Source organism: Bordetella sp. 02P26C-1 (assembly GCF_009763255.1).
Lineage (GTDB): Bacteria > Pseudomonadota > Gammaproteobacteria > Burkholderiales > Burkholderiaceae_B > Bordetella_A.
In genome coordinates this window covers 14,082-40,370 of the sequence record NZ_WSJB01000012.1, presented here as the reverse complement: position 1 = coordinate 40,370, position 26,289 = coordinate 14,082, and the positions used below count along the sequence as shown (strand labels likewise).

The window sequence follows — 26,289 nt, the reverse complement described above, 5'->3', positions numbered from 1 at the left end:
CGCTTATTGGGGATTACCCTGGAAATGCATTCCATCACGCCGTGAATCCAGTACGCTCCCATTCTTTCGATCTCGCGGCACAGTTGCGTTCGCGGTTGCACCTGCAAATTTGTGTTGCATTCCTGAGGCCAAATGCCGCAATCGCGCGTTGGATGCAAGTAATATGGCGGGGTCGGCGGGTCCTTGAGGCCCGCATCGCTTTTTTACTACTAGGAGAAGTTCCAGATGGATAAACCGTTCGACGGAGATCTCGCGTCGCTTAACGTGCCCGAGTACGTCAAGCATCAGCGATTGGTCGAGTGGGTGGGGCGCGTGGCAGCGCTGACCAAGCCTGAACGCGTGGTGTGGTGCGATGGGTCTCAAGAAGAATACGATCGTCTGTGCGAACAGATGGTGCAAGCCGGCACGCTGCGTCGCCTGAACCCCGAAAAGCGCCCGAATTCCTATCTGGCGTGGTCGGATCCATCCGATGTAGCGCGTGTTGAAGACCGTACGTTTATCTGTTCGGAACGTGCCGAGGATGCCGGCCCGACCAACAACTGGTCGGATCCCGCCGAAATGCGCGACCGCTTGAATGGTCTGTTTGACGGCAGCATGCGCGGTCGCACGATGTATGTGGTGCCGTTCTCGATGGGCCCGTTGGGCTCGAACATCGCCCACATCGGCGTGGAGTTGTCCGATAGCCCCTACGTCGTGGTGAACATGCGCATCATGACGCGCATGGGCCGTGGCGTGTTCGACGTGCTGGGCACCGACGGCGAGTTCGTGCCCTGCGTGCATAGCGTGGGCAAACCGTTGGCCGCCGGCGAAGCCGATGTGGCCTGGCCGTGCAACCCGACCAAGTACATCGTTCACTACCCCGAAACGCGCGAAATCTGGAGCTTCGGCTCGGGTTATGGCGGTAATGCGCTCCTGGGCAAGAAGTGCTTCGCGCTGCGTATTGCATCGACGATGGGCCGCGATCAAGGCTGGCTGGCCGAACACATGCTGATCCTGGGCGTGACCTCGCCCAAGGGCCGCAAATACCACGTCGCCGCCGCGTTCCCGTCGGCTTGCGGCAAGACCAACTTCGCCATGCTGATTCCGCCCGAGGGCATGGACGGCTGGAAGGTCACCACCATTGGTGACGACATCGCCTGGATCAAGCCCGATGCGGATGGCCGCCTGCGCGCGATCAACCCCGAGGCGGGTTATTTCGGTGTGGCCCCTGGCACCAGCGAGAAGACCAACTTCAACGCCATGGCTACCTTGCGCTCGAACGTGATCTTCACGAACGTGGCGCTGACCGATGACGGCGACGTCTGGTGGGAAGGCATGACCGACACGCCGCCGGCGCACCTGATCGACTGGCAGGGCAAGGACTGGACCCCGGAAACGGCCAAGGAAACCGGTCGCAAGGCCGCGCACCCGAATGCCCGCTTTACCGCCCCGGCTTCGCAGTGTCCGTCCATCGATCCGGAATGGGAAAACCCGCAAGGCGTGGTCATCGACGCGTTTATCTTCGGTGGCCGCCGTTCGACCACCGTGCCGCTGGTGACCGAGGCACGCAACTGGGTCGAAGGCGTCTACATGGCCGCCACCATGGGTTCCGAGACCACCGCTGCCGCGACCGGTCAGCAGGGCGTGGTGCGCCGCGATCCGTTCGCCATGCTGCCGTTCTGCGGCTACAACATGAGCGACTATTTCGCGCACTGGTTGAAGATGGGCAAGCGTCTGCAAGACGCCGGCGCCACGCTGCCGCGCATCTACTGCGTCAACTGGTTCCGCAAAGGTCCGGATGGCAAGTTCGTGTGGCCTGGCTTTGGCGAGAACATGCGCGTTCTGAAGTGGATGCTGGCTCGCATCGATGGCACGGCAAATGGTGTGGATCAGGTGTTCGGTGTGTCGCCGACCTATCAGGACATCGACTGGACCGGCCTGGAGTTCAGCCCGGATCAGTTCGAGCAAGTCATCTCGGTAGACGCCGATTCGTGGCGCGATGAGCTGGCGCTGCATGACAGCCTGTTCGAACAGCTGGCTACGCGTCTGCCGGGCGAACTGCCGGATGTGAAGTCGTCTATCGCGACTCGCCTGGCGGCCTGAGCGGTCGCGCGAACGTGTCATCGCGCGACGCGATGACACGGATCGGGACCGGGGCGATTGCGTTGCTCGCCAGCGGTGCAACCCTTAACGGTCCCGAATAGCGTCGCGCCCCAGCGTTAAAAACGCGGTAATCGGAAAACTAGCCGGTTGCCGCGTTTGTCCTTTGGGATGTTGGTTTTGCTTGGACGAGTTGTTATGACCACGTCTTCGTGCGTGATGGGCTTTGCGCCGCTGATCAGCCCGGGTGCCCGAGTCCTCGTGCTAGGCACGATGCCAGGCGTTAAGTCGTTGCGGGAGCAACAGTATTACGCCCATCCGCGCAATGCTTTCTGGCCAATTGCGGCGCAGGTGTTGGGTTTTGATGCGCACGCCGATTATGCCGCGCGCTGCATGGCGTTGACCAACGCCGGCATCGCGTTGTGGGACGTGTTGCAGGCGTGCGAGCGCGAGGGTAGCCTTGACGCCAACATACAGGCAGAAACCGCCGTGCCCAATGATTTTCAGGGCTTTCTGCATGCCTACCCGGATATTCAGCACGTTTGCTTTAACGGCGCGAAAGCGGCAGCCCTCTATCGACGTCATGTATTGCCCGCCCTGGCTGTCACGCGCGAGTTGCAATACTTTGATCTGCCATCCACCAGTCCCGCTCATGCCGCGATGAGCTGGCAAGAAAAATTGGCGCGCTGGCAACGCGCCTTGTTGGTTTGATGGGGAGCGTCCTGCTCAACGTAAGCTAGTTCGAGGGCGGTTTTCCGCGCGTCGTCCTCAATCTCGCGAGATCAGGCGTGGGCGGGATGCGTTCGAACATGGTGCTAGCCCGACGCGCGTCCCGCGTATATCCGGCGGCTAATCCTCGGATTTCGCTGCCGGCACGCTGCCGCGATTCTCTGTCGCGCGCAGGAAATCGAAGTCCACGCCTTTGTCCGCCTGGGTCACGCTTTGCATGTAGAGCTTGCGATAGCCTCGATCGCCACTGGGGCGCTCGATGGGTTGTTCGGCCGCGCGGCGGGCGAGCTCTTCATCGCTGATCAACAATGCGATCTCGCGGTTCTTGACCGACAACCGAATCCGATCACCCGTGCGTACATAGGCTAAAGGCCCCCCCACTGCCGCCTCGGGCGTGACATGCAAAACGATGGTGCCCGCGGCGGTACCACTCATGCGCCCGTCGGAGATACGCACCATGTCCTTGACGCCCGCGCGTGCGAGCTTTCGGGGAATGGGCATGTAGCCAGCCTCGGGCATGCCCGGGCCACCCGTGGGTCCAATGCGTTTGAGCACGAGCACATCGTGCGCGGCTACATCCAGAGCTTCGTCATCGATCCGGTTCGCCATATCCTCGGCGTCTTCGAACACCACGGCACGGCCTTCGTGTTCCATGAGTTCAGGATTGGCGGCCGACTGTTTAATAATGGCGCCGCCCGGTGCGAGGTTGCCGCGCAAGACCGCCAGACCGCCAACCGGATAGATCGGCGAGTCGAACGGGCGTATCACATCCTGCACGAAGGGCGGCGGGGCCGCGTCGAGCTCTTCGCCCAGCGTACGGCCCGACACCGTCAAGGCGTCCAGATGCAAGAGCGGGCGCAGCTCGCGCAGCAAGGCAGGCATACCGCCGGCCTTGTGGAAGTCTTCCATGTAGTGCTGACCCGAAGGCTTCAGATCAACCAGCACCGGCGTGTCGCGGCTCATGTGATCGAGGCCGGCGAGGTCGATGTTAAAGCCCAGGCGCCCGGCCATCGCGGTCAAATGCACGATGCCATTGGTCGAGCCTCCGATCGCCAACAACACGCGCATCGCGTTTTCGAAGGCTTTCTGGGTCAGGATCTTGTCGGGAGTCAAGCCACTCGTTGCCATGGCAACGGCCGTCGCGCCGGTGCGTTCGGCCACGCGCATGCGATCGGCCGTGACCGCGGGCGCGGAGGCACCGCCCGACACCATGATGCCTAACGCTTCGGCGATACATGCCATGGTGCTGGCCGTGCCCATCACCGAGCACGTGCCCACGCTGGCCACGAGTTGGTTATTAACGTCGGTGATTTCTTGATCGTCGATTTCCTCGGCGCGATAACGGCCCCAATAGCGGCGGCAATCCGTGCAGGCACCCACGCGTTCGCCACGATGCGCGCCCGTCAACATCGCGCCGGTGACCAGTTGAATCGCGGGCACGCCCGCCGAGGCCGCGCCCATGAGCTGCGCGGGAACCGTCTTGTCGCAACCCCCGATCAGCACGACGGCATCCATCGGCTGCGCGCGTATCATTTCCTCGGTGTCCATCGACATGAGGTTGCGCAAATACATACTGGTGGGCTGCGAGAAACTCTCGTGCACCGAGATCGTCGGGAAGTCGACCGGCAAACCGCCCGCGAGCATCACGCCGCGCTTGACCGCCTCGACGAGCTGAGGCGCGTTGCCGTGACAGGGGTTATAACTACTGCCGGTGTTGACGATGCCGATCACCGGGCGCGACAGGGCGTCCTCGGTGTAGCCAGCACCTTTGATAAAGGCTTTTCGCAGGAATAAAGAGAAGCCAGTGTCGCCATAATTGGTCAGCCCCTTGCGCAGACCGGTCGGGGGTGTTGCGGGTTTCTTCGGATCGGGCACTGTTATTCCAATAATATTATTGATAATCTGCCCAGATAATATCCGGCCCCTATGACTCACGCAAGCGCGTGCCTGGCACGCGCCTAATGTTCATGACTTCTACACCACGCGCGTAATCACCTCGCCACGTTGGAACCAGCTATCCAGGTTATTGATCACCAGATCCGCCATGGCTTGACGGGTTTCTTCGGTGCCGCTCGCCAGGTGCGGCAATAGCACCACTTGATCCATTTCCATCAGCGCCTGCGGCACTTGCGGTTCTTCTTCGAACACGTCCAGACCGGCGCCCGCGATGCGACCGTCTTGCAGCGCCTTGACCAATGCGGCTTCGTCGACCACCGTCCCACGCGCGACGTTGATAAGGTAACCACGCGGACCTAACGCATCGAGCACGGCATCATTAATCAAATGCCGGGTCTGGGCGCCACCGGGGACGACCACCACCAGAAAGTCGCTGTCTTGCGCCAGCGCGATCAAATTGTCGTAGTAGCGATAGTGTGCCGGCACGTCGTTGCGGGCACGGCGGTTGTAGTAGGCCACGCTCATGTCGAAGGCTTCGGCGCGCTTGGCGACATCCAGGCCAATATTGCCCAGGCCGACAATGCCGCAGCGCTTGCCACTGGGCTTGGTGGTCAGCGGAAAAGCTTCTTTTGCCCAGCGACCCGCGCGCACGAACCGATCTGCCTCGCAGTATCGGCGCGAGACATTGAGAAGCAAGGCCAGCGCCGTATCCGCCACGCAGGCGTTCAAGACGCCGGGCGTATTGGCGACCGCGACTTCACGCGTGCGTGCCGCATCAATATCGATGGAGTCATAGCCCACGCCTTGGCTAGAGATGACCTCCAGATTCGGCAGGCTTTCCATCAGCTGGCGCGTGGCACCATGGCGTCCACTGGTCACAATGCCGCGCACGGTGCGCCCTTGGGTTTTCAAGAAGTTCGCCTGATCTTTGATTTCCCACCAGCGATGCAGGCGATAGTGGCGCTCGACGTGTTCCGTGATGATGGCGGGCATGGGGCCTACCATCAATACGTCGATGGGATCCGTGGCGGCAGTGTGAGTCATGACTAAATTTCCAGCCTGTTTAAAGATGTCGCGTTATTGCGCTTGCAGTCCGCGCGCCTTGATGATTTCGCCATAGCGGGCTCGTTCGCGGGCGGCCAGATCGGCCAGCTCTTGTGGCGTGGAGGCCTTCGCGCCCGCGCCTTGGGCCACCAGCTTTTGCTTGATGCCTTCGTCGTCGGCCACGGTGCGGATCGCTTTGGCGAGCTTGTCGATGATGGGCTGCGGCGTGCCTTTGGGCACCAGCACGGCGGTCCATGAACCGCCTTGGGCGTTTTTCACACCGGCTTCATCGATGGTCGGCACGTCGGGCATAGCGGGCGAGCGTTTGTCGCCCGTGACAGCCAATGCACGCAGCTTGCCGGCTTGCACGAACGAGTTGGTCTCCAAGACCGAGGCGAACAGCATGTCCACGCGTCCGCCCATCAGATCGCCCATGGCCGGGCCGCCGCCCTTGTAGGGCACGTGCAGCAAGTCGGTGTCAGTGGCGAGCTGGAAAATTTCCGCCGTCAGGTGAGGCGCGCCACCCACGCCGGAACTTGCGTAAGTGCGCTTGCCGGGCTCGGCTTTGGCCAGCTCGACCAGTTCTTGCACGGTCTTGGCGGGCAACGAGGGCGGCACCACCAGCACGAAAGGCAGATCAGAGAACATCGACACTGGCTCGAACGCGACGGCGGGGTCGGTGTTCAGCTTGTAAATCCACGGATTGATGGCGAGCATGCCCGAGTTCGCGAACAGCAATGTGTAGCCGTCAGGATCCGCGCGTGCAACGAGATCGGCTGCGATTTGTCCGCCCGCGCCGGCTTTGTTGTCGACCACAACGGTTTGACCCAGCGTCTGACCGAGTTTCTCGGCCAGAATCCGCGCCGAGATGTCGGTGCCGCCGCCGGGCGCGAAAGGCACGACCAAATTCACCGGTCTCGTGGGATAGTTGTCGGCGGCGTTAGGCGCTGCTTGGCTGCAAGTGGCGATGGCCAGGGCCATTGCACCCAGAATGTGGGCGCGAACGCGAGATAAGGGTTTGGTTTTCATGCTCGTGGTGTCTCCGCAATACAGATTTTGAATAAATCATTTGGGCCCTTTTGAACTGGTGTCACCAGGGCCGAATTATGGGTAGCGCTTGCGATACGCTGCGGCGAAAGTATAGGGTCGGGACCCCACGGTGATACCAATTAAGCTATAAATAACATTGCCCGATACCAATATTGAATGGATAGATACGCGGATGGAATTGCGTCAACTGGAGTGTTTTGTGGCCGTGGCCGAAGAGCTGCATTTCGGTCGCGCGGCAGCGCGATTGCGCATGACCCAGCCGCCACTGAGCCGTCAGGTGCAAATGCTAGAACAGGATCTGGGCGTGACATTGCTGGAGCGTCATAGCCGGGTCGTCAAACTGACTGCGGCGGGTCACCGGCTGCTGCAGGACGCGCGGCATTTGCTCGACTATGCCGCGCGCGCCGCGTTGGCCGCGCGGCGTGCGGCCAATGGAGAAGCCGGGCACCTGACCTTGGGCTATACCGCGGTGGCGGCCTACCGATTGATGCCCGCGTTGCTGATGCGGGCGCAGGCGGTGTTGCCCGAGGTGGATATTCAATTGCGCGAGATGGTGTCGGCTGACCTGGCGAGGTTGCTGCAAGCGGGCGAGCTCGACGTGGTGCTAACGCGGCATGTGCCCATGCATCAGGGGCTGCAAAAGCGGCTCATTGATCGGGAAGCATTGATTCTGGCACTACCCGCCGGCTCGCCATTGACGGCGATGGAGTCGGTGCCACTGCGAGCTTTGCACCAGCAGCCCTTGATTCTGTATTCGCCTTCTGACAGCCGCTATTTTCACGACCGTATCGTGGGGGCGATGGGTTTGGCCAATATCTCGCCTCGCTACGTGCAACGCGCCAGTCAGACGCATACGTTGGTGGCATTGGTGAGAGCAGGGCTGGGGTATGGCATCGTGCCAGACTCGGCGCGCGAACTGCATTTCGAGGGCGTCGAATATCGCCCCATCTCGCAAAAGAACTTCTACGCGGATATTTATCTGGCCTGGCGTCAGCAATCGGATAACCCGGCCGTGGAGGCGTTCTTGGACCGGGTAGCGGGTCGCAAGGATCAAACCGAGGATGCGGAGGCCTTGTTTGAGTGAACTACCCTCGCGAACCAATGGCTGGCGTTCGCGCGATGTGAATCACGCGAACGCCATCGCGTCAGGCCTTGGGCGCCTGTGGCGTGCCATCTACCAGGCGCCACAGGTTCAACGGATTGCTCTGTTGCAATGCTTCGGGCAACAACGCATCGGGTACGTCTTGATAGCACACCGGACGCAGGAATCGGTCGATGGCGCTGGCGCCCACCGAGGTCGTCATGGCGTTCGATGTGGACGGGAAGGGGCCGCCGTGCACCATGGCATGGCAGACCTCCACGCCGGTCGGAAAGCCATTGGCCAGGATGCGGCCAGCCTTGCGTTCTAGCGTAGGCAACAGCGTGCGAGCCGCGTCAATGTCGCTGGCTTCGATCTGCAAAGTGCTGGTCAATTGACCTTCAAGGTGCTCGGCGATCTCGCGCATTTGCTCGACATCCCGTACACGCACCAGCAAAGACGCGGGCCCAAACACCTCGGATTCCAGCGCGGAATCGGCGAGGAACCTTTCGGCATCCGTGCTGTACAGCGCCGCCTGGGCGCAGTTCGGCCGGCCGTCAGCGGATAGTCCCTGCGCGACGCACGCGACGCCTTCCACGCCGCTGAGCTGCGCGATACCGGATTGATAGGCGTCGGCGATGCCCGGCGTCAACATGGTGCCGGCCGGCACGCTTTGCAATGCCTCTTTAGCGGCATTCTCGAAACGTTCAAGATCGGGGCCGTCGATAGCGATGATCAGGCCCGGGTTCGTACATAGCTGGCCGACACTGCCGGTCAACGAAGTCGCGAAACCTTGGGCGATGCTTTCGGCGCGTGCCGCCAGCGCGCCCGGGAACAGGAACACGGGGTTGATGCTCGCCATCTCGGCGTAGACGGGGATGGGCTCCGGGCGCGAGTTCGCGGTGCGTACCAGCGCCAAGCCGCCTTGGCGTGAACCGGTGAAGCCGACGGCCTTGATCGCGGGGTGTGACACCAGCGCATCGCCCAGCGTGCGGCCCGCGCCAAACAGCAGCGAGAACACGCCTTCGGGCAGGCCGTTGTCCTTGACCGCTTGTTGAATCGCGCGACCCACCAGCTCGGACAGACCGGGGTGGCCGCTATGCGCTTTCACGATCACGGGGCAGCCAGCGGCGAGGGCCGAGGCGGTATCGCCGCCGGCGACCGAGAACGCCAGCGGGAAATTACTCGCGCCAAACACGGCGACGGGTCCCAGCGGCATGCGCGCCAGACGCAGGTCGGAACGCGGCATGGGTTTGCGATCCGGTTGCGCCGGATCGATGGTGGCGTTCAGGAACAGGCCATCGCGTATCACCCGGGCAAACAGGCGCAGCTGGCCGACGGTGCGCGCGCGTTCGCCTTGCAGGCGTGCTTCGGGCAATCCGCTTTCGGCCATGCCGCGCGCGATCAGCTCGTCGCCCAGCGCCATGATGTTGTCCGCGATGCTTTCGAGCAAAGCGGCGCGCTGGGTCAGGGGCGCGTTACGGTATTGGTCGAACGCCGCCGCCGCGAGTTCGCAAGCGCGATCGACCTCGGCTTGGCCACCGAGACCGAATTCAGGCTCGATATATTCGTTGCGGGCGGGATCGAAAGCGCGTTGCGCGCCCTGGGTTCCGCGCACCGCGCTGGCGCCGATGAGCATGTCGCCGGTAATGGGCATGAGTCGTCTCCTGATGCTTGAACGGATTCCTCGCGGAATCTGATTAAAAAAGCAGTATAGGAAAGAACTCGCCCCGACTAGTGGGTCTTTTCGATTTGAACCAAAAAGAACATCAAACAATACAAATTCTGTATTGATCTCAAGCGGAAGCTTCTTGCCGGCTAAGATGGCTGCGACGGTCCATTGCCATCGATATCATCCATAGTACAAAGCCGCCCAGGGCAAGCAACGCGCCCACCCAGCCCGGGGCGTGCCAGCCATAGCCGTGCGAAAGCGCCAGCCCGCCCAGGAATGGACCCAGAGCATTCGCGGTATTGAAAGCGGAATGATTCAACGCCGCGGCCAGCCCCTGAGCATGGTGGGCCACATCCATCAGCCGGGTCTGTAATACGGTACCCAATGCGCCGCCTACGCCGACCAGAAATACCACCGGGGTGATGGTCCAGACGCTCTCGATACTGAAAGAAAACAGCAAAAGCGACGCGACGCTAAACAGCAACAGCCCGCCGGCTGTCGGCATCAACGCGCGATCCGCGAACTTCGGAATGACCAGATTACCCGCGGTCATGCCCACACCAAACACACCGAGCACCAACGGCACCACCTCGGGCGAGACATGGGTGACCTCCAGCAGAATGTCCGCCAAGTAGGTGTAAACCGCGAACAGCCCCCCGAATCCGATGGCCCCGATAGCTAGCGTCATCCAGACTTGAGCATGGCGCAGCGCGCTTAGCTCGCGCAGTGGACTGGCCTTGGGATCGGCGGGCGTCGAAGGCGCATACAGCGCGATCAGAATCACGGTGAGAATGCTGGTGGCCGCGACCAGGGCGAACCCCCAGCGCCAACCGACCGCATGGCCCAGCCAGTTCGCCATGGGTACGCCAATAATCGTCGCCACGGTCAGACCCAGAAACATGCGTCCCACGGCCTGGGTGCGGCGGTTTTCCGGTACCAGCGATACCGCGACCAGCGCCGCGATACCGAAATACGCCCCATGCGGCAGGCCGCTCAAAAAGCGCAGCACCATCATCCATCCGTAGCTGGGCGCAAACGCACACAGCCCGTTGAACAGCGCGAAGCTACCCATCAACCACAGCAGCAGCGCGCGGCGTGGCATACGGGCAGCCGCGACGGTAATCAACGGCGCGCCCACAACCACGCCCAGTGCGTACGCACTGATGACATGCCCAGCCGTTGGCGCATCGATGCCCAACTCGGGAGCAAAATACGGCAGCAGGCTCATGGTGGCGAATTCGGTGGTGCCGATCGCAAAAGCGCCAATTGCGAGCGCGAATAGCACTAGACCGGGAGAAACAGGCCCGGAGGAAGATTGCGTCATGGGGATTCAATCAGAAACAGTGAGAGGCCAGCGGGCAAGTCTGCCCGTCGCCGGTGAACCGCAATTGTAATGCCCGGGCCGCGCACACCGGTTCAGGCAAATATCCAACTAGTCGTGGACCAGCGCGATATCGAGTCCTCCCGACTGACGTTCCAATAAGCGCCGATACACACCCTGAGGACGCTGCGCCAGTTGATCATGACTGCCTTGCTCGACGATACGACCGCGATCCATGACCAGCAACCGGTCCATTGCGCGTACCGTAGACAGCCGGTGCGCCACGACGAGCGTGGTACGCCCGGCCATCAAACGTTCCATGGCTTCCTGGATCAGCGCTTCGCTTTCGCTGTCGAGACTGGATGTGGCCTCGTCCAGAATCAGGATCGGCGCGTCGGCCAGAAAGGCGCGGGCGATGGCGACGCGTTGGCGTTCTCCGCCGGAAAGTTTTACCCCGCGTTCTCCCACCACGGTGTCGTAGCCCTTGGGTAAGGCGGCGATGAACGCATGCGCGCTGGCTTGGCGCGCGGCGAATTCGATTTCGGCCTGCGTGGCGTTGGGACGGGCATAGGCGATGTTCTCTGCCAGGGTCCGGTGAAACAACATAGGATCCTGCTGCACGATGGCGATCTGGGCGCGTAGCGATGCTTGCTGTATCTGCGCGATGTCCTGGCCATCGATGGTGATGCGGCCGGCTTGGATGTCGTAGAGCCGCTGAATCAACTTGATCAAGGTGGTTTTGCCCGAGCCAGAATGCCCGACCAGCCCGACGCGTTCGCCCGCGCGAATACAGACCGAAAAATCGCGATAAAGCGGCGTTCCGTGACCGCCATACTGAAACGTGACATGTTCGAAACGGATCTCGCCCGCGTGCACGCGCAGCGGCAGCGCGCCGGGCCGGTCTTCCACACCCAGAGGCTGCGCGTCCAGCACGACCAGCTCCTCCATGTCGTTGACCGAGCGCTAAACGTGGCGCACGTGCATGCCGATATCGCGCAAATAGCCCTGCAAAATAAAAAACATCGTCAGCGCGAACGTCATATCGCCCACGCTGGCCCGCCCGGCCGCCCATAGCTGCAGTGCCGAGCCGATGATCGCGATCTGCATGGCTGCCAGGATGATGCCTTGTACACCGCCATTGACCGAGGCGCGTATCCAGCCGCGGCGCGTGCGGTCGCGCCATTTTGTCAGGGTATGGGCGAATCGCGCCTCTTCGCGCGCCTCGGCGCCGAAGGCCTTGACGACGGCATTACAAGTCACGGTGTCGGCCAGCACACCGCCCAAGCGCGTATCCCACCGATTGCTCAAGCGCGCCGCCGGCGCCACATAGCCCAGTGAAATCGCGATCGTCACAGCGATGTACACCACCGATCCCAAACCGACGACAAGACCCATGATCGGCCATTGCCAGCTGAGCGCAACCGTCGCCCCCACCAATATCGTGAACGAGGGCAATAACGAAGTCAGCACCGTGTCGTTGAGCAAGTCCATCGCCCACATGCCGCGCGTGATCTTGCGCACCGTGGACCCCGCAAAGCTATTCGCATGCCAATCGGTTGACAGGCGCTGTACCCGATGAAAGGCCCGCGAGGCAATCGCCGTCATCATCTTGAGCGTCAGCGTGACGACATGCAGATAACTTAATTCCAGCACCATCGCGCCACCGAGCGCCAAGGCGGTGAGAACCCAAAAGGCGTTCATCGCCTGGGTCCAGGCGGCGTCCGGATCGGTGATTCCCATGGCGACCGCGTCAACCAGGCGCCCGGCAAACCAGGGCGTCAGCACATCGGCCAGCGCGGCGAGCAAAATCAAAGCAATGATGAAGAACAAGCGCGCGGGCTGCTCGCGCCAATGTCGGTAGGTGAAACCGAGCGCGCCTTTAAAGGTGCGTGCCCGAGGGGTGACGTTAAGGTGATCCATGTGGCGTAGCCCGGCGTGGGCGCTAATTCAGCGTTTCATGCTATCAGCGCGATGCGTCTGGCGGAACTTCAATGGGTCTGAGAATGTAGCCCGCGCGTGCGCGTACCCCGCCATAAGCGGCGGTCCGTCCAGTGGTGGTCGGCGGTGGAGGAGGCTCAGTCTGTGTTAGCGTTTAACCAGGCTCACGCCGGCAATGACAGGGGTGCCGGAGTGAGGATCCTGCATCAACGTGCAGCGCACGCCATACAGCGTTTCGACGAGGTCCGAGGTGACAATGGCCGCCGGCGGGCCCTGGTCCACGATCTTTCCTTGTTTCATGGCGATCAGATGGTCAGCGTAACGGCATGCGCTAGACAGATCATGAACCACCATCACCACGGTTTTCCCAGCTTGCGCCAACTGCCGTATCAATTCGAACACCTCGATCTGATGCCCCAGATCCAGCGCCGAGGTGGGCTCGTCGAGCAGCAGCAGCGGCGTGTCTTGCGCAATCGCCATGGCGATCCAAGCGCGTTGGCGCTGACCGCCCGACATGGATTCCAACGGGCGATCCGCCAGATCGACCAGATCCGCGACCTCAAGCGCGGCCTGGACGACGGCCTGATCGTGCTCGCTCCACTGGCGCAAGAGTCCTTGGTGCGGCTGGCGACCGAAACGGATCAGCTCGGATACCGTCAACCCATCGGGGGCGGTCGCGTCCTGCGGCAATAACGCCAACAGCCGCGCCACCTCGCGGCTGGGCAACGAGTTGATGGCCTGACCATTGAGCAGCACGGCGCCCCCCAAGGGTTTTTGCAGACGCGACAGACCGGCCAGCAGTGTGGATTTACCGCAGCCGTTAGGCCCCACGATCGCCGTCACCTGACCTTGCGGGATGCTTAGATCCAGCGATTCGATGATGATCCGCTGGCCATAGCCCATGCGCAGGTTCTGGGTACCCAGGGTAGCGGCGGTATGGGCGGACTCGGTCAGCAGGGAAGGGATCTTGGCGGTCATGACTTAAAGGCTTTTACGCGCGGATTGGCGCAAGATTATCCACAGCAGATAGGGGCCACCGATGATGGCGAGAATAATGCCCACCGGAATTTCAATAGGCGCGAGGATGCTGCGGCCGACCCAGTCGGCGAACACGGTCAGGATCGCGCCCGTGAGCGCGGCGTTCAGCACCGGCACACCGTGTTGACCGCCCAAATACCGCGCGGCCTCGGGCGCGATCAGCGCAATCAGACCGACCGGTCCGCACACGGACACGGCGAGTCCCGTCAGACACACGGTGACAATGAGCGTGCCGATGCGCATGGCTTGCAGCCGCACCCCCAGACCGATTGCGACGCTGTCGTTGAAGCGCATCGCAGCCAGACCTCGGGTCAGAAAAAGGCTCAGGATCAGCAGCACGGGCAGGCTATAGCCCAGCAACATGACAGAGGCCTTGGGCCGGGCATTCAGACTTCCCACGGTCCATGGATACGCCGCGTTCGCCGCGTCGATGGCGGCTCGCGCCAACATCAAATTCGTCAGCGCGCCAAAGATCGCGCCCACGGCGATCCCGACCACGATAAAGCGATAGCCGCGCGCGCCCGCGCCGGCCGCGAGTAAAAAGGTCAACGCCGCAGCCGTCGCTGCCCCAGGCAGGGCCAAACTCGAGGGCGCCAGGCTGGTGGCCAGACCGACGATGGAGGCGACGGCGAATGCCGTGGCGCCACTATCGATCCCGATAATGCCAGGCGTGGCCAAGCGGTTACGCGCCAGCGTCTGCATCAAGCAGCCTGCCGCGCCCAGCGCCGCGCCGCTATAGAGTCCGGCCAGAATACGCGGCACGCGCAGTTCCATAATGAGCAGGCGCTGCATGGGTGTGCCGCTACCGAAGAGCGTCGCCACGGTGTCGGCAAATGACAAGGGCCGCGGGCCGCCCACGCTCAGGCAAAACACGCACACCAGGGCGAGCAGGGCGCACAGCGATATAAAGACCCACGTCGTGCGCCGGTGCAGCAGCAGTGACATCCCCCCGGCACGCAGCAGCAAATAGCCGGATGGGCGAGAGACAGAGGCAGCGTTGGACATCGGCATCAAAGCGTAGGTAAGCGATGCGTGCGCACCACCGCGATCAAGATCGGCGCGCCAATAAAGGCCGTCAGCACACCCACGGGCAGTTCATAGGGGCGAACGATCAGACGCGAAACGATATCCGCTAACAGCAACACGCAGGGACCAAGTACGAGACACAGGCCCAACAACCGGCGGATATCCGTGCCAACCAGGCGGCGCGCAATATAAGGCACGATCAGACCCAGAAACGCGATCGGCCCGGCGGCCGCATTCGCCGTCCCCACCAGCAACGCGACCGACAGCAGCGTCGCCAACCGGACCAGATGAGGGTGGTGGCCCAAGCCCCGGGCAACGTGCTCGCCCAGCGCCAGCGCCGCCAAAGGACGTATCAACGGCAGCGCGATCAACAGACCCAGGATCAACCCCGGCAAGGTCCAGGAAAACGTTTCCAGTGGCCGACCCGCGACACCGCCCACGACCCAGAAACGAATCTCATCGGCCGTGCGCTGATCCGCCAGCAGAATCATGCTGCTGCCTGCTTGCAACAGACCCGTGAAGGCTGCGCCCGCCAGGACCAGGCGGATGGGATCGTCGCCCACGCCGCGCATGCGCATTACGAGCATCACCATGCCGCAGCCCGCCATGGCCCCGACAAAGGCGGCCGACAGGTAGGTGGTCGCGGCCGAAGCGCCCAGCAGAATGGCAAGCACCACGGCGAAAGAAGAACCGGCGCTCACCCCCAGCAGGCCCGGCTCGGCCAGGGGGTTGCGGGTCACCGACTGCATCAGGAGGCCCGCTACGCCTAATGCCGCGCCCACCAAGAGCGCGAGTTCAGTACGCGTGCCGCGCAATTCGAATACGGTAAAGCGCGCGTCTTCGTCCCCGCCGCCCACGAGCGCCTGCAGGCTTGCCCAAGGGCCGACATCGCCCGCACCCACCAGCAAGCTGAGCACGCACAACACAATCAGGCAAAGGGCCGACAGGCCCAGTGCCTTGGAGGGCAAGAAAAATCGGGGGGAGGACATCACACCGCCATTACTTCGCGAGCGTCTTCTCCACATCGTCCAGGATGCGTTGAGCGGCCAGATAACCGGAGCTGCTGCTCCAGATTTGGCCATCGACGCTGACGACTTGATCGGCTTGAGCAGCTTTCAGGCGTTTGAATGCAGGCTGCTTGCTGGCGTCTTCCAGGGCCTTTTTGCCCTCGGGATTCAGAGTGGCGAGGAACATCCAGTCGCCGTCGGCCTTGTTCAGGTTTTCCAGACTGAGGATGTCGCTGTGCGGACGGTCTTTGATGGTTTCGGCCAGCGCGTTGGGTTTCAAGCCCAGCGATTTCAGCAATGCCCCCACAAAGAGATGGCTCGACATGATTTGCGGGCCCTGCGGATTCCAGCGTACGACCGAGACCGTCGTGTCGGCGGGCATGCGCTTGGCCAGCTCGGTGATGCGGGCGTCAACCTCGGCGATACGCTTGTCGGCTTCCTCGGTCTTGTTCAGGGCCTGGGCGTAGCTGCGCAGCGTGTCCTGCCACGGCGCGAAGGAGTCGCCGACGGGTACGACGGTCGGAGCGATCAGGCTCAGCTTTTCGTACATTTCCTTGGTCAGGCCCGTGGCGGCCAGAATCACGTCGGGTTGCTGGGCGAGAATGGCCTCCAGGTTGGGCTCACGCACGGTGCCTACCAGGGCGATCGTGCCGGTTTTGTCCTTGAGGTAGGCGGGGATATCGGTACCACCACGGCTAGCCAGGGCGCCGACCGGCTTCAAACCCAGCGAGGCAGTCGCGTCCAACGCGTTTTCCCCGAGCGTCACCACGCGGGAGGGGGTGCCGTCGATTTTCACCTCGCCAAAAGCGGTTTGCACGGTTCGCTCTGCGGCAAGCGTCGTGGCGCTGAATGCCAGGCCGGCCACCAGAGCGGCGGCAAACGTGGTCAGGCGGCGAGCGGGGAATGATGGAGCAAAACGCATGGGGCTTCCTTCTACAGCTAGACGGTGACTGGGCGCCATCGCCATCATGACGGCGGTGGCAACCAGCCGGGTCGGGAATAAGTCTTATTCCCTAAGTTTACATTCATTACGGATGGTGAATCGGAGGGCAGGGTATCGCATTGATTTCATTCAGTTTCGGGGCGTGTCGTGACTCAGCATGGCGGATGGGTGATTTCAATTGATCCAATCGCATCTGCGGGAGCCCGCACATCGATGCTGCTATACTACTGGTTATATATACAGTATCGATATGGAACTCTCGACCAAACTCGAAATCCTCGCCGATGCAGCGAAATACGACGCCTCATGCGCCAGTAGCGGTGCACCGAAGCGGGATTCGCGCGGGCGCGATGGCCTGGGCGCGAGCACCGGCGCTGGCATCTGCCATAGCTTCACGCCAGACGGGCGCTGCGTTTCGCTGCTAAAGATTCTGCTCACGAATTTCTGTCAGTACGACTGCCAGTACTGCGTGAATCGTCGTTCGAGCAATGTGCCCCGGGCGCGCTTTCGTCCCCGCGAAGTGGTCGATCTGACGCTGGATTTCTACCGACGCAACTATATAGACGGGCTGTTTCTCAGCTCGGGCATTATCCGCAGCGCGAACTACACCATGGAGCAGCTGGTCGAGGTCGCGCGCACGCTGCGCGAGACGCATCGGTTTCGGGGCTATATCCATTTAAAGACCATCCCGGACGCCGATCCGGAGTTGATCACGCTCGCTGGGCTGTATGCCGATAGACTGAGCGTCAATATCGAGCTGCCCACCGACGGCGGGCTGAGCCGGCTGGCGCCGGAAAAAAGCGCGCCGACCATCAAGCGGGCGATGGGCGTGATCCGACTGGCGCGCGAAGAGGCATTGGAAGAACGTCGCAACAAGGTTCCTGCCGGCCAGAGCACACAGATGATCGTGGGCGCGGACGAGGCGGATGACCGCACGATTCTGCAGACGGCGCAGACCTTGTACGGTGCGTATCAGCTCAAGCGGGTGTATTACTCGGCTTTCAGTCCCATTCCCGACAGCCCCTCTGGTTTGCCTGCCCAGCCACCACCGTTGTTACGCGAGCACCGGCTATATCAGGCGGATTTTCTGATGCGAGGGTATGGGTTTCAGGCCGACGAGCTATTTCAGGAGGCGGGGGAGCTGCCTCTGGATATCGACCCGAAGCTGGCCTGGGCTTTGGCTCACCGCGAGTTATTTCCCGTGGATTTGAATCGCGCCCCATTGCGGCTGATCGCCCGGGTGCCGGGCATAGGCATGCGTAATGCCCAGCGGCTGGTGGAGCTGCGCCGGCTGCGTGTCATCCGCTATCAGGACCTGATCCGTCTGCGCTGTTCGATGGACAAGGTCAAGCCGTTTATCGCGGTGCAAGACTATCGGCCTGGTCTGGGAGAGGCGTCATCGGCTCGCTTGCGACGTGCGCTCGCGCCGCAAGCGGCGCAGCAGCTGTCCCTGCTGTGAAGGCCTGTCAGCCTTTAATGGACGAGAAATGGAGGCCCCCGACCGTGGATGATATGCATACCTTGGTGGTGAACGGCGGCTACGCGGCGTGGCGTTTGCAGGCGTTGCGCGCGTTGAGGGCGGGCTGGCCGCCGTCACGGGTGACTTGGGTGGAAAAGGTGAGTGGCGTGCGTAGTGGCTCTGCCCAGATGTCACTGGATTACGCGGCGCAGCCGGTATCGTCGGACGGGATGCGCGGCCGTGCTGCAGGCCACGACTGTGATCTCGCCCACGACAGTGACGCGGTCTGCATCGCTACTGTGCAGCCCGCCACACCCGGCACGCCCACCCAGATTCGCATTTCCCGAGAGCTCGCCACCTTGTTGCAAGACGCGGCCTTGTATCGGTCGCCTCAGCGTTGGGGCTTGCTGTATCGTGTGCTTTGGCGGTGGGAACAGGGCGATCGTGCAGTGGTGTCGGCGGCGGACGAGGATGGCGCGGCCTTGCATTCGATGGCCAAGGCCGTGCGGCGCGCTAAACATGATATGCAGGCCTATGTGCGTTTTCATCAGCGCGAAGCAGGCGATGGGCCTGAGTATCTGGCCTGGTATGAACCCGAGCATGACGTGTTGGCGTGGGGTGCGGAGCATTTCGCCCGGCGTATGGGGGCCACGTCCTGGTGTATTGCGACGCCGCAAGGCGCGGCGTTGTGGGATGGGCAGGACATCACGCTATCGGAGGGCCCCGTGGATGCCGATGCCATTCGCGCGTCCATCGCGGCGGAGCAGATCGAGCCGCTTTGGAAAATCTATTACCAGAGCATTTTCAACCCCGCGCGATTGAACGAAAGCGCGCTGCATCAGCGCATGCCCGTGCGCTTTTGGAAAAACCTGCCAGAAGGACCGCTGATCCCCGGCATGATCGCCGACGCCCGCAGTGGCGCGCAACGCGTCGGGCAGGCTCGCACGGTGGGCCAACGGCCGGGGCGGCAAATCGCCATGGACGCGCAACAGGCGCAGCCCCAGCGTGCGATGCCAACGACCCTGGAGGCCTGCCGGCGATGCGAGCTGTGGCGCAACGCCACCCATGTGGTGCCGGGCCAGGGGCCGGACTCGGCGCGCATCATGCTGGTTGGCGAGCAGCCGGGCGATCAGGAAGACCTCGCTGGCCGCGTGTTCGTGGGGCCTGCGGGTCAAGTGCTAAACGAAACATTGCACCGCGCGGGGTTCGCGCGCGAGTCCTTATTCCTCACCAACGCGGTCAAACACTTTAAATGGATCGCGCGGGGCAAACGACGTCTGCATCAGACCCCGGCGCAGCGCGAGGTGGATGCCTGCGCGCATTGGCTGCATGAAGAAATCGAACGAGTGCGGCCCGCCGTCATTGTGACGCTGGGGGCGACGGCGCTGAATGCGGTGTTGGGGCGCAAGGTCAGCCTGCAGCAGTATCGCGGACGGCCCCAGCGGGTGGGCGAGGCGTGGCTGGTGGCAACGTGGCATCCCTCCTATGCGCTGCGAGTCGACGATGCAGCCAAGCGTGAGGCTGTCATCGCGGGTATGGTCGATGCGGTAGAGCAAGCATCGCGTCTGGCCGGTGAGAGGCCGGCATAGGCAAAAACCTCATCATCGTTCGATGCTGTACGCGGTATAACGAGATAGCTGTCGCGCGATCTAGGTCAGTCGTCTGCGCCTGGATAAGTAGTTTTGACCCGCTAAGTCGTCCGGCTTGGATAAGTCGTCTGCTCATGGAGAACTCGATGTCCGACCTGTTGCAGTTGCGTCCCGAGGGGCTGTATTGCCCCGCTGGCCGGTTCTATGTAGATCCATGGCGGCCCGTGGACACGGCGGTGATCACGCATGGTCATAGCGATCATGCGCGCAGCGGCATGGGCTGCTATCACACCACGGTCGAAGGGCTGCCTATTCTGCGCTGGCGTTTAGGCGATCAGCCTTATCGGGTTCATGACTATGGCGAGGCCTTTACCCTGGGTGACGCGCGGGTGTCATTGCATCCCGCAGGCCATGTATTGGGATCGGCGCAAGTCCGTATCGAAGTCCAGGGCGAAGTATGGGTGGTGTCCGGCGACTACAAACGTCAGTCTGACCCGACATGTAGCCCCTTTGAGGTCGTGCCTTGCGATACCTTCATCACCGAGGCAACCTTCGGTTTGCCGATTTATCGCTGGCCGTCAACCCGGGACGTGGCGCGGGAATTGGTGCAGTGGCGTGATCAGTGTGCAGCACGGGGCGAGGCGGCGATTCTTTATTGTTATGCGCTGGGTAAAGCGCAACGCGTGCTGGCTGAACTGGCCCCTTTCGTAGACCGCCCGGTGTATCTCCATGGCGCGATCGCGGCCGGCGTGGACGTGTACCGCGAGGCGGGCGTGACGCTGCCACCGACCCGGCTCGTCAGCGAGATCGAAGCCCCAAAGCGCGAAAGCGGTACGACGTTTGCGGGGGAACTGATTATCGCACCGCCTTCCGCGGCGGGCAGCGCCTGGCTGCGCCGGTTTCGCCGGGCGCAGCATGGGTTTGCGTCGGGATGGATGCGTCTGCGCGGCAACCGGCGGCGACGCAATATGGATCGCGGCTTTGTGGTCTCTGACCATGTGGATTGGCCGGGCTTGTTGCGCACCATTCGGGAAACCGGCGCGTCGCGCGTGATCGCCACGCATGGCGATACGCAGGCCCTGGTCCGCACCTTAAATGAAGCCGGCGTGATGGCCGAAACACTGGTGACCCAGTTTGGCGACGGAGAAGAGGGGACGATCTAGCGTATGAAGCGATTTGCAGCGCTCTATCAAGAATTGGACCGCTCCACGGCGACCCTGGACAAACGCGCGGCGCTGGTCACGTATTTCCGTGACGCGCCGCCTCGTGACGCGGCCTGGGCGCTGTTTCTGCTGGCCGGCGGCAAAATCACCAGCGCCCGCAGCAAAATCGCAGCCGTCGACGAGATGCGTGCCTGGGTGGCGGACGCCTCGAACACACCTACCTGGCTGGTGGAAGCCAGCTACGATCAGGTGGGCGATCTGGCCGAGACCTTGGCCCTCTTGATTCCCGATCCCGAACACCCCGCACCCGAGCGCAGTCTGGCCGATTGGATCGAGCACGTGCTGGTGCCGGTGGCCAATAGCGACGAGGCGCAGCGCCGCGAAGTGATCGTATCGGCGTGGCTGGGCTTGCCCTTCGATGAACGTTTAGTGTTCAACAAAATGCTGACCGGGTCGTTGCGCGTGGGCGTGTCGCAGCGCATGGTGCAACAGGCCCTGGCCGACATGTCGGGCATACCGATAGCGCGCATCGCGCAGCGCATGATGGGCACCTGGGCGCCAAGTCCCGAGTTCTTGACCAAGCTGTTGAGCGATGAGGAACTGCCCGAGGACAGGCAGCAACCGTATCCGTTTTTTCTCGCCTCGCCTCTGGAAGCCGAAGCACACACGCTCGGCGAGATCGATGAATGGATGTTGGAATGGAAATGGGACGGCATCCGCGCGCAGTTGATCCGGCGTCGGGGCGAGGTCGCGCTATGGTCGCGGGGCGAGGAACGCCTGGACGGACGTTTCCCCGAGGTCGAAGACGCCGCGCGAGCTTTGCCCGTGGATTGTGTGTTGGATGGAGAGCTCCTGGCCTGGCAGGGCGACGCCGATGCGCCGATGCCGTTCTCCGCCTTGCAAACGCGCATTCAGCGGCTGAAACCGGGGCCCAAATGGTTGGCCGAGGCGCCCGTGCGCATGCTGGTTTACGATCTGCTAGAGTTAAACGGCGAGGATCTGCGCGAGCTGCCGCAGCTGGAGCGACGCCAGCGTTTGGAGGCCTTGCTTCGTGCCCATCCAGACCCACGTCTGAGCTTGTCGCCCATTGTTCGGCCCGCCGATTGGAATGATGCGGCGCGCTTACGCGAGGAGTCGCGCGCGCGCGGGGTCGAGGGTTTTATGCTCAAGCGCGCGAGTGCCCCCTATCAAGGCGGGCGCAGGCGGGGCGACTGGTGGAAATGGAAAGTGGATCCGCTCACGATTGACGCGGTGCTGCTGTATGCGCAGGCGGGCCATGGCCGTCGCAGTACGCTCTATACGGACTACACATTTGGCGTGTGGGATGAAGATACGTTGGTCCCAGTGGCAAAGGCATATTCAGGCCTGGACGACAAAGAGATTCTCGCCTTGGACCGTTGGGTGCGCGCGCATACGCGCGAGCGGTTTGGCCCGGTGCGCTCGGTCGATGCAGTGCAGGTGTTCGAGCTGGGATTCGAGGGAGTGAATATCTCTAAACGCCATAAATCCGGTGTCGCGGTGCGCTTTCCTCGTATCTTGCGCTGGCGCCATGACAAGCCGGCCGCCGAGGCCGACCGGCTCGATACGCTCAAGGCCATGGCTCGATGACCGCAAGAGGCAAGCTGGAGCGGGCCACATCCCGCAGCACGTCGGGCTCGCTGGAATCGCCGGCAACCGCCGCCTGGGATGCGTCGCTTGCCGCCTGGTTCACGGCGCGCGGCTGGAAACCCGCTGCGTTTCAGCGCGAGGTCTGGCAACGTTACCTCGCCGGTCAATCCGGCTTGTTGCATACACCGACCGGTAGCGGCAAGACGCTGGCGGCGTTTGGCGGCCCCTTGCTGCAGGCGCTCACCAGAGACGAGGCGGATAGGAAGCGCGAGGCGGGGCAGGGGCCGCGCGTACTGTGGGTGACGCCGTTGCGGGCATTGGCCGCCGACACGACGCAGGCGTTGACACAGGTGGTCCAGGAAACCGGTTTGAGCTGGACCGTGGCATTGCGAACGGGCGATGCGAGTGCGCGCGACAAACGCCTGGCGCGCCAAGGCAAGGTGGAAGTGCTTGTCATCACCCCGGAATCCTTGGCTTTATTGCTGTCGTACGCCGATGCCTCCGCGCGCTTTCGCGCGCTGCAATGTGTCATCGTGGATGAATGGCACGAGCTGCTGGGCAACAAGCGGGGAGTGCTGCTGCAACTTTGTCTGGCGCGTCTGCGGCGCTTGTCGCCCGGGCATCGCACATGGGGCCTGTCGGCCACGCTCGGCAACCTGGAACAAGCGCGCGACGTGTTGCTGCCGCATGCGCCCGATAGCGCGTTGGTCTCTGGCGTAAAGCCTCGCAAGGTGACGCTCACGACTCTGCTGCCGGAGTCCGATCGAGGTTTGCCTTGGGCGGGGCACCTGGGCTTGTCGCAACTGATGACCGTGTACAAGCGCATATTCAAGGTGCGCGCGACTTTACTTTTTACCAACACCCGGGCGCAGGCGGAACTCTGGCATAAGGCGTTGGAATCCATCTGGCTGGATGACCCCGCTACCTTGGCACTGCATCACGGTTCCCTGGACCCAAAGCTGCGCGCGCAAGTCGAGCAGGGCTTGCGCGATGGAACGTTGCGCTGTGTCGTCGCAACGTCCAGCCTGGACTTGGGCGTGGACTTTCCAGCGGTGGACCAAGTGCTGCAGATCGGCAGCGCGAAAGGGGTTGCCCGAATGCTGCAGCGCGCCGGGCGGGCCAAACACCGGCCGGGTACGGCAGGCCATGTGATTTGCGTCCCGACACAGGCTTTGGAACTGGTCGAATATGCCGCCGCCCGTCAGGCCATCGCGCGCAGTGAAATCGAATCGCGCACGCCATTGACCCTTTGCCTGGATGTGCTGGCGCAGCACGCTGTCACGCTCGCGCTGGGCGGCGGCTTCGAGGCTCAGGCGCTTTACGACGAGGTGCGCGAAACCCACGCTTATGCGGCGCTTGATCGCGACACATGGAACGGGGTCTTGGATTTCATTGAACAAGGCGGACGCGCGCTGGCCAACTACCCGGAGTTTCGCCGAGTCCAGCGTGACGACGATGGATGCTATCGCGTGCATGACAGGCGCATCGCGTTGCGCCACCGCTTGTCCATAGGCACGATTACATCCGACGGTGCGGTCTCGGTGAAATTTTTACGCGGTGGCGGGTTAGGTTCGGTGGAGGAAAGTTTTCTGTCGCGGCTGCGGCCCGGCGACCGCTTTCAGTTCGCCGGGCGCACGCTGGAACTGGTGCGTCTGGAAGGCATGACGGCCTACGTGCGACGCGCCAAATCGGGCGGTGGCCCGGTGGCGACTTGGCTGGGTGGGCGCATGCCGCTGTCGACGGAGCTGGGACGCGAAGTCGAGCGCGTGTTCGCGCAGCCCGGCGAGCATCCCGAAATGCAGACGGCCGCGCCGCTATTGAGGATTCAAGAGACGGCCAGCGCGCTGCCGCATCCCTCGCGGCTGGTGGCCGAGCGGATAAATACACGTCGCGGCATGCACCTGTTTGTCTTTCCATTTGCCGGGCGCGCGGTGCATGAGGGTATGGCGGCGATGATGGCCTTGCGCTGGGGGCGCGAGCAGCCGAATACCTTCTCCTTTACCGTCAATGACTATGGCTTCATGCTGACGCTGGCCGCGCCCGCGGCGCTAGACGATGCGTTATTGCGCCGGTTGCTCAGTCCCGAGCACTTAGAGGACGATTTGCGCGCGGGCGTGAATCTAGGGGAGATGGCACGTCGCCAATTTCGCGAGATCGCACGCGTGGCCGGTTTGCTCACCCCTTCGCTACCCGGACGTGAAGTGCGATCGTTGCGGCAAGTGCAGGCTTCCAGCGGCCTGCTTTACGATGTACTGCGGCGCTACGATCCTGACCACTTGTTATTGGCGCAGGCTGAACGCGAAGTGTTCGAGGTGCAATTACAAGCGCACCGTCTGGCAGAAGCCTTGCACGACTGTGCGGCGCGGACCTTGGCACTGCATGAGCCACCGTCGCTCACGCCCTTGTCGTTCCCGCTATGGACCGAGAGCTTGCGCGGACAGCTCAGTACGGAGTCGTGGCAGGATCGCGTACGCCGGGCCGCGAAACAACTGGAGGAACGCTATGCTCGCGTGGCGGGATAAGGCGGTAACGCTTGCGCTGGCCGGTGAAACTGTGGTGCTGCTAGGTCAACGCGCGCTTTATTGGCCGGCGCGCGAAAGATTGGTGATCGCGGATCTGCACTTGGGAAAGGGCCATGTTTTCCGACGCTCGGGCATCGCGGTGCCGCGTGGCGCGACGGAAGACGATTTACAGCGGCTTGGGTCACTGGTGGCGATGACAGGGGCGGGATCGTTGTGGATCGTGGGCGATGTCTTGCATGGTCCAGCCTCCGGCGTGGGCTGGCGAGATAGCTGGATGCGATGGCGACGCGCTCACGCCACGCTGCGGGTGGCGGCGCTGGTAGGGAATCACGACCGGGCGTTAAGCAGGGCTGACCTGCATATCGAAGCCTTGGGCGAGGCGGCGGCTGATGGGCCGTTTGTATTTCAGCATATGCCCGACAGGGATACAGAGGGTCGGCACGTTATTGCCGGCCATGTGCATCCGCAGGCGCGTGTGCCCGGTGTGCCGCGCAGTTGGCCGGTGTTCTGGCTGCGCCCCGGGCTGAGCGTCTTGCCTGCGTTTTCCGCGTTTACTGGCGGCTACGATGTAAGAGGCCTGGGAGACGGTCAGCTGATTGCTTGCGTCGACGACGAAGCAATCCCGATTTATTCACCCGAGAGGACGCGCTTCATGCGAACGTAATCCTGCAAATATTGCTCGGCCAAGCGTGCCTTTTGCGCGTCGTTCAAAATCCTGCCGGAGATCTGGAAGAATTTCTTTTCTTCTTCGTCCAGGTGGTGAAAGACCTCCTCGGACAATTTTTTCGCCTTGGATAACCAGCTACCGCCTCGGGCTTCGGCAGAGGCCAGGTCTTCCACATACTCGTCGATCTCATGATGCTCGGCCATGGCATGGCGCGAGGGGTCCAAGCCCATATCGTCGAGCATCATCGGCGAATAAAAGTATCGTTCTTCGGCTGCTGCATGCGCGGCCAGCTCGATGCGTAATGTTTTGAAAATTTCATCGCGCTCGTCGCCTTCTGGCGACGCGTTCAGCAAGCTGCGGCACAGAGCGCGCTGAATTTCATGGCTTTCCCGTAGCGCCTCATAGATATTGATATCGGGCACATCTTCTCCTTTTCCAGCTATCCCGGTAGCCGGCGATC

At 62.5% G+C, this 26,289-nt stretch carries 19 protein-coding genes and 1 pseudogene; 9 read left to right on the top strand and 11 right to left on the bottom strand.

Annotation, left to right across the window (positions count from 1 at the left end):
* The first annotated feature begins 225 nt into the window (after positions 1-225).
* Entirely contained in the window at positions 226-2,082 is a 1,857-nt protein-coding gene (locus GOQ28_RS07475; protein WP_160350509.1) for a phosphoenolpyruvate carboxykinase (GTP), read from the top strand.
* 195 nt (positions 2,083-2,277) lie between these two features.
* Positions 2,278-2,790, top strand: a complete 513-nt coding sequence (locus tag GOQ28_RS07470) for a DNA-deoxyinosine glycosylase (RefSeq protein WP_160356017.1) — start codon at positions 2,278-2,280, stop codon at positions 2,788-2,790.
* A gap of 138 nt (positions 2,791-2,928) precedes the next feature.
* Here the strand turns inward: GOQ28_RS07470 and GOQ28_RS07465 are convergent, their stop codons facing one another.
* From GOQ28_RS07465 to GOQ28_RS07455, 3 genes are all read right to left on the bottom strand, one after another.
* Positions 2,929-4,683, bottom strand: coding sequence for a dihydroxy-acid dehydratase (locus GOQ28_RS07465; RefSeq protein WP_160356016.1), 1,755 nt, complete (start codon positions 4,681-4,683; stop codon positions 2,929-2,931).
* 99 nt (positions 4,684-4,782) lie between these two features.
* A complete protein-coding gene (locus tag GOQ28_RS07460) occupies positions 4,783-5,748 on the bottom strand; it encodes a 2-hydroxyacid dehydrogenase (protein ID WP_160356015.1) in 966 nt (321 codons plus the stop codon).
* A gap of 33 nt (positions 5,749-5,781) precedes the next feature.
* Positions 5,782-6,777 (bottom strand): Bug family tripartite tricarboxylate transporter substrate binding protein, encoded by a 996-nt coding sequence (locus tag GOQ28_RS07455; RefSeq protein WP_160356014.1) that lies wholly within the window; start codon positions 6,775-6,777, stop codon positions 5,782-5,784.
* Between the two features lie 193 nt (positions 6,778-6,970).
* On the opposite strand from GOQ28_RS07455, the gene GOQ28_RS07450 reads away from it, so the two are divergent.
* Positions 6,971-7,882 carry a LysR family transcriptional regulator gene (locus GOQ28_RS07450; RefSeq protein WP_160350504.1) on the top strand — a complete coding sequence of 304 codons (912 nt, stop codon included), beginning with the start codon at positions 6,971-6,973 and terminating at the stop codon, positions 7,880-7,882.
* A gap of 61 nt (positions 7,883-7,943) precedes the next feature.
* Here the strand turns inward: GOQ28_RS07450 and GOQ28_RS07445 are convergent, their stop codons facing one another.
* From GOQ28_RS07445 to GOQ28_RS07415, 7 genes and pseudogenes are all read right to left on the bottom strand, one after another.
* Positions 7,944-9,533: an aldehyde dehydrogenase (NADP(+)) gene (locus GOQ28_RS07445; protein WP_160356013.1), complete on the bottom strand. Its 1,590-nt coding sequence runs from the start codon at positions 9,531-9,533 to the stop codon at positions 7,944-7,946.
* 139 nt (positions 9,534-9,672) lie between these two features.
* Complete coding sequence (locus GOQ28_RS07440; protein ID WP_160356012.1) at positions 9,673-10,872, bottom strand: MFS transporter; 1,200 nt, start codon at positions 10,870-10,872, stop codon at positions 9,673-9,675.
* A gap of 108 nt (positions 10,873-10,980) precedes the next feature.
* A pseudogene (locus GOQ28_RS07435) lies at positions 10,981-12,789 on the bottom strand (ABC transporter ATP-binding protein).
* Between the two features lie 165 nt (positions 12,790-12,954).
* Positions 12,955-13,785 carry an ABC transporter ATP-binding protein gene (locus GOQ28_RS07430; RefSeq protein ID WP_160356011.1) on the bottom strand — a complete coding sequence of 277 codons (831 nt, stop codon included), beginning with the start codon at positions 13,783-13,785 and terminating at the stop codon, positions 12,955-12,957.
* A gap of 3 nt (positions 13,786-13,788) precedes the next feature.
* Positions 13,789-14,850, bottom strand: a complete 1,062-nt coding sequence (locus GOQ28_RS07425; protein ID WP_202109660.1) for a FecCD family ABC transporter permease — start codon at positions 14,848-14,850, stop codon at positions 13,789-13,791.
* Between the two features lie 5 nt (positions 14,851-14,855).
* Positions 14,856-15,860: a FecCD family ABC transporter permease gene (locus tag GOQ28_RS07420; protein ID WP_160356009.1), complete on the bottom strand. Its 1,005-nt coding sequence runs from the start codon at positions 15,858-15,860 to the stop codon at positions 14,856-14,858.
* 10 nt (positions 15,861-15,870) lie between these two features.
* The gene (locus tag GOQ28_RS07415; protein WP_160356008.1) at positions 15,871-16,800 is read right to left on the bottom strand and encodes an ABC transporter substrate-binding protein; all 930 of its coding nucleotides are present in this window, start codon (positions 16,798-16,800) and stop codon (positions 15,871-15,873) included.
* Between the two features lie 271 nt (positions 16,801-17,071).
* Between GOQ28_RS07415 and GOQ28_RS07410 the strand changes: the two genes are divergently transcribed.
* The 6 genes from GOQ28_RS07410 (at position 17,072) to pdeM (ending at position 25,826) form a co-directional block, all read left to right on the top strand.
* Positions 17,072-18,280, top strand: coding sequence for a putative DNA modification/repair radical SAM protein (locus GOQ28_RS07410; protein WP_160356007.1), 1,209 nt, complete (start codon positions 17,072-17,074; stop codon positions 18,278-18,280).
* Positions 18,281-18,333: 53 nt separating this feature from the next.
* Positions 18,334-19,869 carry a UdgX family uracil-DNA binding protein gene (locus tag GOQ28_RS07405; protein WP_160356177.1) on the top strand — a complete coding sequence of 512 codons (1,536 nt, stop codon included), beginning with the start codon at positions 18,334-18,336 and terminating at the stop codon, positions 19,867-19,869.
* Between the two features lie 146 nt (positions 19,870-20,015).
* Complete coding sequence (locus tag GOQ28_RS07400) at positions 20,016-21,032, top strand: ligase-associated DNA damage response exonuclease (protein ID WP_202109659.1); 1,017 nt, start codon at positions 20,016-20,018, stop codon at positions 21,030-21,032.
* A 3-nt stretch (positions 21,033-21,035) separates the two neighbouring features.
* Entirely contained in the window at positions 21,036-22,640 is a 1,605-nt protein-coding gene (locus GOQ28_RS07395; protein ID WP_160356005.1) for an ATP-dependent DNA ligase, read from the top strand.
* Positions 22,637-25,162 (top strand): ligase-associated DNA damage response DEXH box helicase, encoded by a 2,526-nt coding sequence (locus GOQ28_RS07390; protein WP_160356004.1) that lies wholly within the window; start codon positions 22,637-22,639, stop codon positions 25,160-25,162. Before GOQ28_RS07395 ends, GOQ28_RS07390 begins: the two co-directional genes overlap by 4 nt.
* Positions 25,143-25,826, top strand: a complete 684-nt coding sequence (gene pdeM, locus GOQ28_RS07385) for a ligase-associated DNA damage response endonuclease PdeM (protein ID WP_160356003.1) — start codon at positions 25,143-25,145, stop codon at positions 25,824-25,826. The genes GOQ28_RS07390 and pdeM overlap by 20 nt, the downstream gene beginning before the upstream one ends.
* Here the strand turns inward: pdeM and GOQ28_RS07380 are convergent.
* Positions 25,790-26,251 (bottom strand): hemerythrin domain-containing protein, encoded by a 462-nt coding sequence (locus GOQ28_RS07380; protein WP_336603753.1) that lies wholly within the window; start codon positions 26,249-26,251, stop codon positions 25,790-25,792. The two genes, pdeM and GOQ28_RS07380, sit on opposite strands and share 37 nt — an antisense overlap.
* Positions 26,252-26,289 lie beyond the last annotated feature (38 nt).